The sequence below is a fragment of the Adhaeribacter radiodurans genome (genome assembly GCF_014075995.1).
In the GTDB taxonomy this organism is placed as follows: domain Bacteria; phylum Bacteroidota; class Bacteroidia; order Cytophagales; family Hymenobacteraceae; genus Adhaeribacter; species Adhaeribacter radiodurans.
In genome coordinates, this window is sequence record NZ_CP055153.1 from 5,516,236 (window position 1) to 5,530,415 (window position 14,180).

13 protein-coding genes are annotated in these 14,180 nt (G+C 41.1%); 5 read left to right on the forward strand and 8 right to left on the reverse strand.

The window, feature by feature from the left end:
* Window positions 1-204 precede the first annotated feature (204 nt).
* On the forward strand, window positions 205-1,083 hold the full coding sequence (locus HUW48_RS22000; protein WP_182412977.1) for a response regulator transcription factor: 879 nt from the start codon (window positions 205-207) through the stop codon (window positions 1,081-1,083).
* On the opposite strand, the gene HUW48_RS22005 is transcribed toward HUW48_RS22000, so the two are convergent.
* On the reverse strand, window positions 1,075-1,902 hold the full coding sequence (locus HUW48_RS22005; protein ID WP_182412978.1) for an alpha/beta fold hydrolase: 828 nt from the start codon (window positions 1,900-1,902) through the stop codon (window positions 1,075-1,077). The two genes, HUW48_RS22000 and HUW48_RS22005, sit on opposite strands and share 9 nt — an antisense overlap.
* 424 nt (window positions 1,903-2,326) lie before the next feature.
* On the opposite strand from HUW48_RS22005, the gene HUW48_RS22010 reads away from it, so the two are divergent.
* The gene (locus HUW48_RS22010; RefSeq protein ID WP_182412979.1) at window positions 2,327-2,734 is read left to right on the forward strand and encodes a hypothetical protein; all 408 of its coding nucleotides are present in this window, start codon (window positions 2,327-2,329) and stop codon (window positions 2,732-2,734) included.
* A gap of 262 nt (window positions 2,735-2,996) precedes the next feature.
* Here the strand turns inward: HUW48_RS22010 and HUW48_RS22015 are convergent, their stop codons facing one another.
* From HUW48_RS22015 to dinB, 6 genes are all read right to left on the reverse strand, one after another.
* A complete protein-coding gene (locus tag HUW48_RS22015) occupies window positions 2,997-3,506 on the reverse strand; it encodes an RES family NAD+ phosphorylase (RefSeq protein WP_182412980.1) in 510 nt (169 codons plus the stop codon).
* Entirely contained in the window at window positions 3,499-3,903 is a 405-nt protein-coding gene (parS, locus tag HUW48_RS22020) for a type II RES/Xre toxin-antitoxin system antitoxin (RefSeq protein ID WP_182412981.1), read from the reverse strand. Before parS ends, HUW48_RS22015 begins: the two co-directional genes overlap by 8 nt.
* Before the next feature lie 128 nt (window positions 3,904-4,031).
* The gene (locus HUW48_RS22025) at window positions 4,032-5,267 is read right to left on the reverse strand and encodes a site-specific integrase (protein WP_182412982.1); all 1,236 of its coding nucleotides are present in this window, start codon (window positions 5,265-5,267) and stop codon (window positions 4,032-4,034) included.
* Between the two features lie 338 nt (window positions 5,268-5,605).
* Complete coding sequence (locus HUW48_RS22030) at window positions 5,606-6,166, reverse strand: 2'-5' RNA ligase family protein (protein ID WP_182412983.1); 561 nt, start codon at window positions 6,164-6,166, stop codon at window positions 5,606-5,608.
* A 75-nt stretch (window positions 6,167-6,241) separates the two neighbouring features.
* On the reverse strand, window positions 6,242-9,184 hold the full coding sequence (locus HUW48_RS22035) for a DNA polymerase III subunit alpha (protein WP_182412984.1): 2,943 nt from the start codon (window positions 9,182-9,184) through the stop codon (window positions 6,242-6,244).
* Window positions 9,185-9,194: 10 nt separating this feature from the next.
* Window positions 9,195-10,361, reverse strand: a complete 1,167-nt coding sequence (dinB, locus tag HUW48_RS22040; RefSeq protein ID WP_182412985.1) for a DNA polymerase IV — start codon at window positions 10,359-10,361, stop codon at window positions 9,195-9,197.
* A 151-nt stretch (window positions 10,362-10,512) separates the two neighbouring features.
* Here dinB and HUW48_RS22045 point away from each other — a divergent pair, with 151 nt between their 5' ends.
* The 3 genes from HUW48_RS22045 (at window position 10,513) to HUW48_RS22055 (ending at window position 12,308) form a co-directional block, all read left to right on the forward strand.
* Window positions 10,513-10,818, forward strand: coding sequence for a helix-turn-helix domain-containing protein (locus HUW48_RS22045; protein WP_182412986.1), 306 nt, complete (start codon window positions 10,513-10,515; stop codon window positions 10,816-10,818).
* A 169-nt stretch (window positions 10,819-10,987) separates the two neighbouring features.
* Entirely contained in the window at window positions 10,988-11,860 is an 873-nt protein-coding gene (locus HUW48_RS22050) for a DNA/RNA non-specific endonuclease (protein WP_246343579.1), read from the forward strand.
* A gap of 28 nt (window positions 11,861-11,888) precedes the next feature.
* Window positions 11,889-12,308: a nuclease A inhibitor family protein gene (locus HUW48_RS22055; protein WP_182412987.1), complete on the forward strand. Its 420-nt coding sequence runs from the start codon at window positions 11,889-11,891 to the stop codon at window positions 12,306-12,308.
* Between the two features lie 1,041 nt (window positions 12,309-13,349).
* Here HUW48_RS22055 and HUW48_RS22060 read toward each other — a convergent pair.
* Window positions 13,350-14,180, reverse strand: a complete 831-nt coding sequence (locus tag HUW48_RS22060) for a tetratricopeptide repeat protein (RefSeq protein ID WP_182412988.1) — start codon at window positions 14,178-14,180, stop codon at window positions 13,350-13,352.

The window sequence follows — 14,180 nt, forward strand, 5'->3', positions numbered from 1 at the left end:
AATAAGAGAGCGGAAGTAGCAGGGCCAGCATTAACGGATACTGCTAGCTATGCGGTTATTGGTTGGATGTTAATTGTAAGCTCATGTAAAAAATAAAGATTTATCTTCATTAATTTAATTATGTTCCGTGAATCTCTTATATTTTGAAACAAAAGAAAATAGCCCTTTATAGCTATTTTTCAGGGGTTTTAAGGATAATTTTCGATGAAAACAATTATACCGGCTAATTACCAAGACTTAATAAGTCAGGCCAGCCATTATCCGGACTATTCTTTGCCGAAAGCTGAAGATTTATTAAAACATTTTGGGTTTAAAGGTCTGGCCCTACACGCCCAGGCTCCCATCTTTTACGTGGTCGATTACGTGCACCAAAAATATTTGTTTATTGATCCTTCGTCCAAAAATTTACTGGGTTACGACCTGGACGTTATAACAGAAAATGGCCCTTTATACTACATTAATCTCTGGCACCCAAACGACTTGAAGATTGCTAATGCCGAAATATTTCCGACCATTAAACAATTTTTAAAAAAGCAATCAGCTACGGTTATTCCGGATCTTTCTTTTTCTTTTAACTACCGGGTAAAAGCGAATGGCGGTGATTACTGCAGTGTTATTCAGCGGTCTACGTTTTACGTGCACCCTACCGATAACACTCCCCTAGCGGCCGTAGGCTTTATTATGGATATTAGTCATTTTAAAGACGACACCAAAATTACTTTTACCATCGAAAAAGTAGACCGGCAGTTTTGCTCCGTTACCCCGGCACCTTTGTTTAAGCATAGCTATTACCCCGAAAAAGCGCCGGGCATATTCAGCCGGCGGGAACTGGAAATACTGGAGCTTATTTACCGCGGAAAGGGTACCAAGCAAATAGCCAATACCCTATGCATCGCTGAGAACACCGTGAAGAACCACCGGAAAAACATGCTGGCTAAACCCAAATGCAGCAATACCGCCGATTTAATAGCTTACGCTATCCGGCACGGCATTTTAGAGGCCGGCAGATTGATGCTGGTTAACTTAATTCCGGGAGCTTGTGCTTTATTAGATTTTGAAACTAGCTTTTTTCAATTAATGTAGAATTTCCTGGGCAAAGTCGGCCATTAGCTCGTTGAAAGCTTTTGGTTGATCTACGTTTACGAGGTGCCCCGCCCTGGGAATTTTAAAAATTTTGTTTTGCCACAGAGGTAAAGCAGCGGTGTCGAGGTAATCGGTGTTTACAATGTAATCTTCCTCCCCAAAAACAACTAAAAGCGGGCTATTCTGCTTTTCTAACAAGGCTATTTCGTCGTTGTAATTTCCGGTAGCAATGCATTCCCCAATTTTAGGCCGCAAGGTTTTCCGGACGGCCAGGTAGTCCGCCAGAATTATTTCCTGATCTTCTGGGTCCCGAGACAGCAAAATTTGCCCAGCATAACGTTTTACTGCGGTTAGGTCAGCCTCATCCATATACAAAACACTGGCTTCGCTGCCGGGCTTCATCATTTGGCTAATGGTACATTCTGTTTTTCCGACGGTGCTGGGCCCAGCCAATATCATACCAACTGGCTCTAAATCCTCACACAGCATTTCGGCTACAACATTGGTGCCCAAAGAAACTCCGACCAGAATATACCGATTACTGGTAATGAGTTGTTTGATTGCTTGTGCAAGGGTACGCGACAACACCAGAAAATTGAAATAATCCTGGTCATCTTCCAGTACATCCGTTTGTCCGTGGCCGGGTAAATCAAAAGCTATTAAACGGTAAGCGTTAAATAAAGGGCTCGCAAGTTGTTTTCTCCAGACTTGCGCAGAACCACAGTTATGATGAATCAAAAATATGGTTTCAGATTTATCAGGATTCTTCTCTAGGTAAGATAACCGAATTCCACTAATTTGAATAAACCTTCGTTCCATGAAATAAGATTGATAACGTTCTAAATAAATGTATTCAATAATCTAAAAAAATAGCCTTTTTGAATAGAAAAATAGAAAGTAAAATTAAAGCCACAGTTATTACAATTTTGTATCAATCAACATTTTAAATACTTCGCATTTATATCTAATAATGGCCTATTTAGGATTGAGTTAATAATAAATATTTTAAAATATTTTGTTCCGATCTTAATTCCTTAATCTTACAAAGTTACCAACTAAATGATGGAATATTACAAATCTTAAAACACTAATATGCTATTTATCTTATTATGGAATACTGGTACGACATTTACGGATTATGTGATCGAAGAGAAGTCGACACTATAGTGACCTTTTAAACCATTTTGATTTTTTAAAATCCAATCGGAAAGAACCTCCTTATCTTCCTCTACTAATTTCAGAAATGAAGGTGAACACGGATAAAGAAAGTCCATCCAAGGCAGTTTCGTTTATTCTCTCCTATTTAAAAATAATCGAAAAGGAATATGGTTCTTTTTGTGATAATTATTTGCTATTCCGGTGGGTAACTATAGAAGCCTTTAAAGACGTACTCCCCGTGGCATTGAAGCTGTTGCCCGAGGATAAACGGCAGAGTAAAAATCTACTCAATATGGGATTAATTACCGGCAATAATGCGATTCTACAACACCTAACCTTTAGCTCATCCGACATTGAAGCAATCAGGCAAGAAGTTATTCCTCCTTTACTAGACACCCAGGAGGATTTAACCCAATTCGTTAAAACAGCGGCTGTAAAAGGGAATTACTTTCAAGTAGAGTATTTAGCTGCGCAGGTAGATCCCAAAATTTAGTCACCCCAGTCCTGGAAGCCTGTAAAGAAGGAATTGTGGGTATTGTAAATATTCCGGTGGAACAAGGCCATGCGGCGCCGGATTGTTTTCATAATTCTCCCTTAAATACGCCAATAAAGAAAGCTTTTATTTATTAAAAAAGTATTTACTAAGTAAAGGCGTAAGAGACCAAAGTTTTTAATAATTCATTTACAATTAGGTCCGAGTTTGCGGCAATAAGCTTCTGGTTCAATCAATAAGTTTTGGCAACTGTTTACCAGATTCAAGCATCACGATCGTGCCACAACCGAGGATCAATGTTAAAGGGAGAGGTACTGATAATTTCTATTCGGTTATAATCCGGATGCTTAGGGTGTAGCAAATAGTTAAGTGACTCTTTCACTACTGCCGATGATACTCCTAATGCTAACACATGAGGGTTAGCCAGCCAATTAGCTATTAGTTTATGATTAGCTTGGTAGCCTGATTCTTCTCGCCAGGTTGGTGGAAGTTCTTGTAAGAGCTTAGATACCTCGGGCAGGGCTAAAGTAATTAAAAAAAGCCGTGGCAAATCTTCATAGGGTAACGTAGGCAGGTGAACTAATTGCTCCAGCAAAGCCAGTTCCGGACTCGCCGAAGTATAGAGAATACCCGTACCAGGTGGATTCCAGCGTCCTCCATATAGGCGAGCTCCTTCTGTTGACAAGGGGGTTCCAATAAAACGTTCCTTTACTAATCGGTAAGCTAACACGGGACTATCACCAACCAAAGTCGAGGCTCTGCTCTCAGCCATAGATGCCATGCTCAATGCGACCCAGAACGGCATGTACCATCCCAAAACCAGTAGCCGTGTCCAGTAAGGTTAACGGGGCTTGTCGCCGCAGTTCGGACAAGGGTACTCGTAGCCACCGCCCGAGTACGTCAGCCCGTCCGTCAAAAACGTCTAAACCATGCAGGAGCAAATCTTCCAGTAATAACAGCCGCTCGGAGGCATTGTTATCCAACAGGATTTCGGGCCGGAGCCGATGCAAGGTCCGCTCGGAGAGATTTAAAACCTGAGCCATTTCCTTATCCGTTAGCCCAATCTGCTTGGCTACTTCATCTACTTTACTACGCTTCACCCCAGCTCGGGCTTGCTCCACTACCACAAAGCTGTTCTCTGTTAAGCCGGTTTGAAAAAGTAATTCCATTAACACTGATTTTTGTCACTAATATAACTGCCTTTTGGCGCTATTCCAAATAACGCATTTATTAATTACATAGTTTCATTAGTATACCTTCATCTAAAGTATCTAGCTCACCTGCTAATTTAATACATTTACTTGGCTTCCCTTAAGAAAGCAGTTAGTTGGCTGCTATATTGTTTTTTAATTTTATCCTCAAAGCTATCCAGGTAACTTTGAGTAGTCTTTAAGTCGCTGTGACCTAAAGATTCCGAAATAAACTCAATGGGTGCTCCGGAGCGCTTCAGGACGGTAGAAAAGGAATGACGGGCAGTATAAGTGGTAATATTTTTGTCAATACCCACTGCGGCCGCAATTAATTTTATATACCGATTGATGATTGCTGTAGCTTGGCGAACTGTGGCTAGTTCCTGTTCCGGATTTAACCCCGGTTTCAGCAATGGAAAAACATAATTTTCGGAATAGGCTGGTTTATTACCCCATTTATCTATTATCTGGTCTACTTCCGGGGTGCGCATGGCCGTTATAACCTTTATATTTTGTCGACTGGTCCGTTCTGTTTTGGCCCGGATAAAAGTTATTCTGTCGGGTTCCAGCTGTTTGTATTTCAATCGGGCAATATCTTTTATGTTGATGCCATTACAGAGATAAGAGAATATCCACAAATCGCGGGCTCTAGCCTCAGCATCGTGTTTAGGTATATAAGCAAATAGCTTTTCAATATCGGTTGTGGCCAATGCTTTTTTCACGTTACGGCCCGCCGGAATTAAATACTTTCTTTTGCCAAACGGATATAAGGCTTGACTTACTTCACCCGAGGCAATGGCATCATTAAAAATAGAGCGGAGGGAACGCAGGTATATTCCAACGGTAGTTATTGATTTTCCCCGGCCTACCATCCATTGTTCATACTCTCTTAAGAACTCTGGATTAACTACGGAGAAAGGCAATACTTTCTTTTTAGTGTAAGCTGCCAAAGATGTGAGCGTACTAGCATACGTTTCTGCCGTTCCAGGTCTTCCCTCTTTCTTGAGCGCAGCTACCTTCTCTCTAATAGAAGATAAAACATCTTGTTTACTAGCTACATTATAAAACTTCTTTTCGAATGCATCAAAAGTAAAAACTTCTAGCTTCTTTAATATATCAATGGCTCGTTGTTCAATAGCCTGAAAAGTAATCTCTAGTTCTTTGAATTTACCTCGGGGTTTATCACTTTTAACTTTCGCAAAATCTTCTTCCGTTAAATTGTAAGGAGTAAGAAAATACTTACGCTGCCGGGCATGGGTAAGTCTTAACTTCACAGGGTAAGATCCATCTTTTAATACTCGCCGCGTATCCAAAATAATAGAGGTATGAACGATTGCTGACATGTGTGCAAATAAATAATTTGCACACAATTTGCACACAAACCCTCAAAATAACAACAAATATCTAAAAATAACAATTAACAAAAACCGCCTTTACACTTATTTAAAGCAACATTTTATAAATATAGCAAAACAAACATAATACAACTTTTTAAGACTGTTAATCATGGGGTCCTTGGTTCAAGCCCAAGAGGGGGAGCTTCAAAAAGCCACTTACGAGTAAAATCGGCAAGTGGCTTTCTTTATTACAAACATTCTCGTATTCTAATCGAAGCATCATTCCTAAGGCAACATTTTTTAAAAATATCAATTTGTCAAATTGCAGCCAGTAACACCCCAAATCAAAATAAGGTTAGTTGCGGTGAGGATCTGGAAAGAAAAGGAAACACTTGAAGCACTTCAGACTTTTCTTGTTTATTCTTTTTTAATAGAGTAACCGCCGATGCCGTGAAGGTTTGAGATACGATGGAATGTTGAAATAAACTACAAGCCGGCTCAAACTTATGAGCTAAGTTCCTGCCAATGGTTAGATGGGGCACATGAACGATAGACTTATAAGCGTTTGGTAAAAGAGCAATAGTTGACTTCTCGTGCAAATTATCGCTTAAACGCGCAAATTGTTCTTTTTCTTCTACTTGAATGTATACCGTACGGGTGCTATCAAAAAAGCCAAATCCGTTAGTATATAAGCTAAATGGTCCTTCTTCCGCCGCGGCTGATTCCAGGGTCCGCAGCAAACTCAATTCTTTATAAAAATTCATTTGAAACATAGCCAGCGATACGTGCGGGACGGAATATCTGGCAGTAAAGGGACCAATATGCCGAGCTAACCAATTTTTATAATAGTTAACGGCATTTTCTACGGGGTACGAGGGTAATAAAATTAAATGATAAATAGCCATATTTTTAAGGTTAAAGGTTAAAGATTAATTTATCTGTGTTATTGATTAAAATTTTAAAAATTACTCAATATTTACTCATCCGTACCGGGGATCTTTTTGGAAAGGGAGTTTGGCCATTTTATCTACTTCCATGCTCGGAAAGCCAAATTCTTCGACAATTTTGCCGTACAGCAAATAGACACCGTTGCCTTTAAACGGCCAGTGCTTTAAGGATTGAGGAAAGTGGGTGGTATCGAAAAAGTTACCTTCCACATCCAGGAAAGTACCAAACTGCATGACTTCGCCTTTGATGGTGCGCACGTATTTAGTAGTTACCAGCACGCCCATCATGCGCACTTTCTGATTCACGTGCGCCATCATGTAAATGGTTTTCACATCGCCACGGTTAGTAGTTTGCAGCAAATCAAAATAAGAGCAGGTAACCGGGAAGCTCAATAGCTCCATTTCATCGTAAGCATCTTCCAAAAGTGTATGGCACAGGGCGGGCAGCGTAAATTGCCGGGCGGGTTCCCGGAATAATACCTCAGAATGATGATTCGAAACTTTATGCCCCAACACTAAATGTGCTTCCCAGAGCAGGGCTTTTTTATCCTGATTGATAGACCGAAGCGCCTGCACCCGAATTAAGATTAAAAGTTGCTCTAAAGTTATCTGGGTGCGGGTAACAAAATCCTCCAGATTAGTGTAAGGGCCATTCTGTTCCCGTTCTGCCACAATAGTATGCGCTACTTTTTGCTCCAGGTTCTGAATGTGAATAAAGCCTAGATAAATATCATTACCGTAAATAGTGGTGGTTAGATAACTGCGGTTGCAGCAGGGTAAATGCATGGCTGCCCCGGCTTTCTGGGCTTGCTGCACGTACACCCAGGTCTTATAAAAACCACCGAAGTTATTGATTACCGCCACCATAAACTCCAATGGGTAGTACGTTTTCAGGAACAAGCTTTGGTAACTTTCTACGGCGAAAGAGGCCGAATGCGCTTTAGAAAACGAATAGCCGGCAAATGATTCTACTTGTCGCCAGACTTCTTTTATTAAGGCCTCGGGGTGGCCTTTAGCGCGGCAGCTATCGTGGAATTTATTTACTAATTTTTCAAATTCTTTCTTCGATCGAAATTTACCGCTCATGCCCCGCCGCAACACATCGGCATCTGATAAGTCCAGACCCGCAAAATGGTGGCATACTTTAATAACATCCTCCTGGTACACCATTACACCGTAGGTTTCTTTCAGCTGCTCTTCCATAACCGGGTGCAGGTACTGGATTTTATCCGGCTCGTGAAACCGCTGGATGTAAGCCCGCATCATGCCCGATTGCGCTACACCCGGCCGGATAATGGAGCTAGCAGCCACCAAGGATAAGTAATTATCGCAATGTAATTTTTTGAGCAAACCCCGCATGGCCGGACTTTCGATGTAAAAACAACCAATAGTATCACCGGATTTTAATTGCTGGCGTACTTTCTCGTCTTCTTTAAAGCGTTTGATGTCGTGGGCATCAACTGTAATTTTTTGATTTTGCTGCACTAAATGCACGCATTCTTTAATATGACCAATGCCGCGCTGGCTCAAAATATCCAACTTCTCAAAACCAATGCTTTCGGCAGTGTACATGTCCCATTGGCTGGTTGAGAAATTCTTGGGTGGCAAGTCTAGAGCGGTGTAGTTAGTAATAGGCACTTCCGAAATAAGTACCCCCCCAGCATGAATGGAGCGTAGATTCGGAAAACCAGCCAGCAAGCGCCCGTATTGTAGGATTTTTTTAGTAATATGATCAGTATTGGCAGCCGTATGCGGGTTTTCTACTAAGGCATCTAATTCGGTTTTGGGCAAGCCGTATACTTTACCCAACTCGCGCAAGATAGAATTTTGCTGAAAAGTACTCATAGCTCCCAACAAGGCAGTGTATTCCCGACCGTAGCGTTTAAAAATATAATCGAGTACTTCGTCGCGTTCGTTCCAGCTAAAATCAATATCAAAATCCGGCGGGCTCGTGCGTTTGGGATTTAAAAAACGCTCGAAATACAAGTCCAGCTCAATGGGATCAACATCAGTTAAGCCCAAGCAATAAGCCACTACGCTGTTAGCCCCACTTCCCCGCCCAATGTGGTAGAAATTACGCTTGCGGGCATACGTAATCACATCTTCGGTAATCAGAAAATAAGCCGCAAAATCCAGTTTATCAATAATAGCTAGTTCATGTTCTACTCGCTGTCGGGCCACTTTATTAGCTAAGCCATACCGTCTTTCTAATCCGTTTTTTGCTAACTTTTCTAGTAGTAACTTATCGTCGTAAGCAGTTTTGGTGAAATGGCGTTTGTTTTTGCGACTTTCAAAATCAAAGGTAAAAGCCGCTTTAGTAATTAATTTTTCAGTAATGCGGATGAGTTCTGGGAAGCGCTGGTACTGGGCTAGTAACTTGGCGCAAGAATAAAAACAGGCATCCTGCGCTACGCCATGTTCGGGAGCTAATTGACTCAACAAAATATTATTATCCACGGCCCGCAGATGCCGATGCAGTTGGTAACCTTCCTCGCTTTTGCAGGTAAACAGCGGCTGCATAAGCAGTTTTGCCCCTTGCTGCCGCAAATCCGAAAAAACTAATTTATTTAAGTCCTGGGGGCTTACGCCGATAAATTCATGCTCGCGCAGCTTTTGAGTATTGCCCGAAGCAAACGGGTAAATAATAATAGCCTGCGTAAAAGTTGGGGGTACATCGGGCAAAGGTTGGTGCCGTAGCAAGTAGTGACTTAGAAAACTATTTAGTTCCTGAAAACCGCTTTGGTTTAAAGCCAAACCTGTGTACAACAGCTGGTTATCGCGCCGAAACTCTATGCCCACCAATGGTTGAATGTTGTGCGCCAAACAAGCTTTGATAAAAGGAAATACGCCCGAAGTATTATTAATATCGGTTAAGGCTAGGGCTTTATATCCTTGGGCCTGGGCTTCGGCGGCTAACTCTTCTACCGACAGGGTGCCGTAGCGTAAACTATAATACGAATGGACAAATGCCAGCATACGTTGTTTTTTATTTTAAACCCGATTTTAAACCTACTGCCCGCTGCACCGCTGATTCGCCATAACGAACCCGGATTTTATCCATGGCCTGGTAGAGGTTTGCCATCTCGGCGGTATCTTCAAATAAATCAATCTGCTGAAAACCCTGCACTAAATTGCTTAAGCGCACCCCCAGCAACCGGATGAGCATGCGACGGTTATATAATTTTTGAAAAAGTTCTTTGGCTTTGCGGATTAAAACATGATCGGCGGCATTGTATGGAATGGTGAGTTGCTGGGTGTGCGTATCGAAGTTCGCGTACCGGATTTTCACCGTAATGCACCCCGCCAGCTTGCCTTGTTTGCGTAATTCAAAAGCCAGGCCTTCGGTCATGGAAACCAGCAGATTGTTTAATTTGCCAATATCAGTGGTATCGGTGCTAAAAGTTTGCTCCGTGCTGATGGATTTTTGCTCGGAGTAAGGGACAACGGGTGCGCCGTCGATGCCGTTGGCTTTTTCCCAGATGTTCACCCCTTCTTTGCCCAGTACTTTCTGCATCATCTCCACCGGAATCATGGTAAGTACCTCAATAGTGGGGATGCCCATGTTCCGCAGGAGCTGGTAATTTTTTTGACCAACCCCCGGTATCTTTTTAATGGAAAGCGGTGCCAGGAAAGGCTTTACTTCTGCGGAGCGCACCTGGAGTTTGCCGTTGGGTTTGGCCTGACCTGTAGCAATTTTAGAAACTGTTTTGTTGATGGATAAACCAAAAGAAATCGGTAAACCAGTTTCCTTAATTATCAAATTTCGGAGTTCGTTCGTCCATTGCCAGGTACCATAAAAACGATCCATGCCGCTTACGTCCAAGTAATGTTCATCGATGGATGATTTTTCGTATACCGGTGCCTTCGCCGCAATTACCTCAGTAACCTTAGTAGAATAATCGCTATAAGCTTCCATGTCGCCGCGCAACACAATGGCTTCCTGGCAAAGCTGCCGGGCCATTTTCATGGGCATACCGGCGTGTACCCCAAAATAACGCGTTTCGTAACTGCAACTGGCCACCACTCCTCGATCCGACATTCCTCCCACAATTACAGGTTTACCCACCAACTGACTGTTGCGCAGCCGCTCTACCGAAACAAAGAAGGTATCTAAATCAAAATGGGCAATAGTCCGTTGGTCGTTCAATTGCATAAAATCAGGGTGTTAAAACCTACAACTGCACTGCTTTTGATAAAATGATTAGTTTTTAAGCAAATATTTTTGGTAAAATGTAACCAAATAAATAATACATACGCTATATTTAACTAATTATTTTAGCATTTATACTAAAATACCTAGGAATATGTTTCTACCTACCAATTTGAAATGGCTAAGAAGGCTGAAAAAAAGGACTCAGGAAGATGTAGCATTTGCTTTAAACATTAAGCGATCTACCTACAGCGGTTACGAGAATGGCGTTGGCGAACCGAGTCTGGATAAGCTGGTATTACTAGCGAATTACTTTAAAATTACTCTGGATGGGTTAGTTGCTCAGGACTTAAGGCTAATGGCCGTTAGCCAAATTCCAAGAACAGATGGATCTATAGATAAATCAGAATGGAAAACCGAAGTACCGCAAACAATAATGCGCGTGGTCCGGGAAGAATAATTTATAAAAAATTTTCAATTACCCGGGTAGACTATCTAATCACAAGGCTCCGCAAAGTTGAGTTTATTGTAGTTATTGTCATAATCTTTTTGAAAAAGTATAAGCAGCTATCTTTTCATTTCTCGTATAAGTAATAAGCTGGCTAAACAGAATTTAAAAATTAATACTTTTGCTGCTTTCTACTATTATGCGTTACCCAAGTCTTTTTATTTTTTCCTTCATCTTACTGCTAGCTGGCTGTAAGCAAACCGAAATTGTACCGAATAGAAACAGAAGCTTAATTTCAGAAAATGAACACCTGACTTTAGGCAACCCCAGCAACGCTACACCGGACATTAATAATTATAAGAACTACCTCGTTGAAAAACCGCAGTACGTGTTATCCTACAGCCGGGATAGCAGCATACCCAATTGGGTGAGCTGGCACGTAAGTTCCGACTGGTTGGGTTCTGCTCCCCGGCAAGATGACTTTAAAGCAGATGAAAGTTTACCGGAGGATTGGTACCGGGTAAGTCCGGCGAATTATACCAACAGCGGTTTTGATCGGGGTCATAACTGTCCCTCCGCGGATAGAACCAAAAGTCAGAAAGATAACTCAGCCACTTTCCTGATGACCAACATGATTCCGCAGGCTCCGGATAATAACCGCGAAACCTGGGCCAACCTGGAAGAATATACCCGCAGTTTAGTAGATCAAGGGCAGGAAGTTTACGTGATTATGGGAAATTACGGTTCGGGAGGTACGGGTTCTAATGGTTTCGCTCGGACTATTAATGGAGGAAAAATCAGGGTTCCGAAACAAATCTGGAAAGTACTGGTGATTTTACCCGAAGGAGACGATGATCTTAACCGTATATCTGTTAACACGCGCGTTATTGCGATAGATACTCCCAATAGCAATGGGGTAAATCCTGACTGGAGTTTGTATAGAACTACCGTAGATGCTATTGAAAAAGCAACCGGATACGACTTACTCTCCTCCCTGCCCGAAGACATCCAACAAGTACTGGAAGCAACTGTAGATAATGGACCTACCCAGTAAGTCTAAAATTCCATTTTTTAATTTATTTATGGCAGCTCCTGCAACTTTAACTACCGAAGAAGTACTTTCTCAACTTCAAATACTAACGCAAGGCTTATATTACCAGAGCGAAGCCGATTATCCTTTAGAAGTAGTTTCGTTTGATGCTACCATTACCAATGAATTAACGCAAGAAGAAATTCTAACCTTAACTGGTAAAACACCCGGGGAACCCGTTGAGGTTATGGAAACTAGTACTTTCTTTCGCCATTTTAACCAGGTAAATTCAACTACTAACCAAGAAGTTAGCTCGGCTACCAATGCTCAAGCCTTGCAGTTTTTCTTAGAACAGAATGTACAAAATATGAAAGTTTACCGGATGGGCAAAAGAACTATTTCGGCTTTACTAGTTGGGAAAACAGCTACCGGAAACTGGATAGGCTTGCAGACCACCATTATTGAAACGTAAACTTTTAGCCACTTCTGATTTAGAAGATAGAAGACTAAAGTGGATTCTGATTAATTTATTATTCGATTTGCTTATATAAATTAAATTATAAATCGCTGAATTTTCTGGATGCCGGATATGGCAATGCTGGCCGCTCTCCCACTGCGCTACCTTATTGCCGCAATCGTACGCTAATAGATTACGAAATATACCTAAGGTATGCGTTACCACAGGGGATTTGTGGTAGGCAGCACAGACTTCTCGGTTCGTGATCTTCTCCGCAGAATCCAAAAATGCACTGAGAAGAGCGGAAACAGCATTGCTAGTATCAACCTCCTAATAGTTACATGTATTTAGTAGTTAACTAAAAGTATGTTAAATTTTAAAGGTTTAGTATCTCCGAAGAGAATTCAATGATAAATCCGGCGAGTAGATGATTTGTTACCTGCTTGAATGAATATTTTTTACTTTTTTGCTCAAAAGTATATCTTACTCCAATGAATAAGATGGCTTTAACTCTTCGTACAGCAATCTCACTTACAAATAAAATAAGTCGGGATAAAAAGTAATTTCGGCTAAGAATGTAAAGATTTTACCCTAGTCACAACAAAGTTTTTGCCTTCATTCAGAAGCTATACCAATTTGCACCTACTTTAAACAGAATAAAGATTATAGCCAGTTTATTCTTTAAGATTAAGGTATAGTTAATAGTTGATTATTTTAATTGAGTATTAGACTACAACTAACTATTAAAATCTGACACCAGTTTGGCTGTGGAGCACCTGCTAGGCTTTCGGTGCATAGCATTCCGACGTCAGGAGGAAAGGAAGGATAGCAGGTGCGAGAGAGCCGAACGAGGCCCACCGGCCATGAGGCAAAACTTGAAATATCAACCTAGATAGCACCCGAGCATGGAGTCTTGGAAAGGCTCCAAAGAAAAGCTTATGATTATAAATAAATAAAAATCAATGAATTAACCACTAAAAAAAGCTAACATCTACTATCTGGATACTTGCATCTTTTCACACATTTAAAGAAGCAATCTGCAAGCTAAATTTCATTTTAAAACTTTTGCAACCATTGCGCTGCCTCCGTGCTTCCTTCGGCATTTGTTTCCACAATTTGCTGTAATAACTGCTTAGCTTCTTTTTTATCACCAGGTTGGTTCCGACGCATTAAGGTAACTGCTTGTAAGAAAAGACCAGGGTTATTTTCTAATTCTTTCTTATTGGCCAACTCATCAAATTGCTGCAAAGCTTTTTCATACTCTTTTATACTAAGATAAGCCAGGCCCATATTCTTCTTCGCTTCGCTATTATCCGGGTGGTTTTTATAAATACCTTGAAAATAAAGTAAAGCTTTACTGTATTGCTGGTTGTTGTAAGCGCTAATACCTTCTAACAAACTATCCTGCGTAGTATTTTTTCCCCTTGTATTACCCGCTACCCCAAATTGCAACGTATCATCCGGATCGCTTACGGTCTGTTCTATTTGTTGCAGGTTTTCTTTAAAATACGAATCGGCCAGTAGTTGAATGTTTTCTTCCGATTGCAGTAAACTAAAATACGCTACTAAAATAATACTTATACTGGCGGCTATACCAGTTACTACCTTAAAGAATGTATTAGAATAAAGCGGAACTACTTTTGCTTCCTGCTGCAATGCAGGGGTAAAGTACTCCTTGTTAAGAAAATGCAAGGTATCCTTTAAGTCGTTTTCCTGAACGCGGTATTTTTCTGCTGTCCGCATTTTTGTTTCGATGGTTTGATACACCTTAAATGCACTTAAAAGTTCTTCATTCGAAGATAGTTCTGCCTCAAAAAGCAGCTTTTCCTGGTGGCTCATTTCTCCGTTTAAGTACTCCTCTACTTTCTCGTAGTCATTCTTGTTCAT

Coding starts and splice junctions, on each gene's coding strand:
- HUW48_RS22000 (WP_182412977.1), top strand. CDS start 205: ATGAAAACAATTATACCGGCTAATTACCAAGACTTAATAAGTCAGGCC.
- HUW48_RS22005 (WP_182412978.1), bottom strand. CDS start 1,902: ATGGAACGAAGGTTTATTCAAATTAGTGGAATTCGGTTATCTTACCTA.
- HUW48_RS22010 (WP_182412979.1), top strand. CDS start 2,327: ATGAAGGTGAACACGGATAAAGAAAGTCCATCCAAGGCAGTTTCGTTT.
- HUW48_RS22015 (WP_182412980.1), bottom strand. CDS start 3,506: ATGGCTGAGAGCAGAGCCTCGACTTTGGTTGGTGATAGTCCCGTGTTA.
- parS (WP_182412981.1), bottom strand. CDS start 3,903: ATGGAATTACTTTTTCAAACCGGCTTAACAGAGAACAGCTTTGTGGTA.
- HUW48_RS22025 (WP_182412982.1), bottom strand. CDS start 5,267: ATGTCAGCAATCGTTCATACCTCTATTATTTTGGATACGCGGCGAGTA.
- HUW48_RS22030 (WP_182412983.1), bottom strand. CDS start 6,166: ATGGCTATTTATCATTTAATTTTATTACCCTCGTACCCCGTAGAAAAT.
- HUW48_RS22035 (WP_182412984.1), bottom strand. CDS start 9,184: ATGCTGGCATTTGTCCATTCGTATTATAGTTTACGCTACGGCACCCTG.
- dinB (WP_182412985.1), bottom strand. CDS start 10,361: ATGCAATTGAACGACCAACGGACTATTGCCCATTTTGATTTAGATACC.
- HUW48_RS22045 (WP_182412986.1), top strand. CDS start 10,513: ATGTTTCTACCTACCAATTTGAAATGGCTAAGAAGGCTGAAAAAAAGG.
- HUW48_RS22055 (WP_182412987.1), top strand. CDS start 11,889: ATGGCAGCTCCTGCAACTTTAACTACCGAAGAAGTACTTTCTCAACTT.
- HUW48_RS22060 (WP_182412988.1), bottom strand. CDS start 14,180: ATGAACAAGAATGACTACGAGAAAGTAGAGGAGTACTTAAACGGAGAA.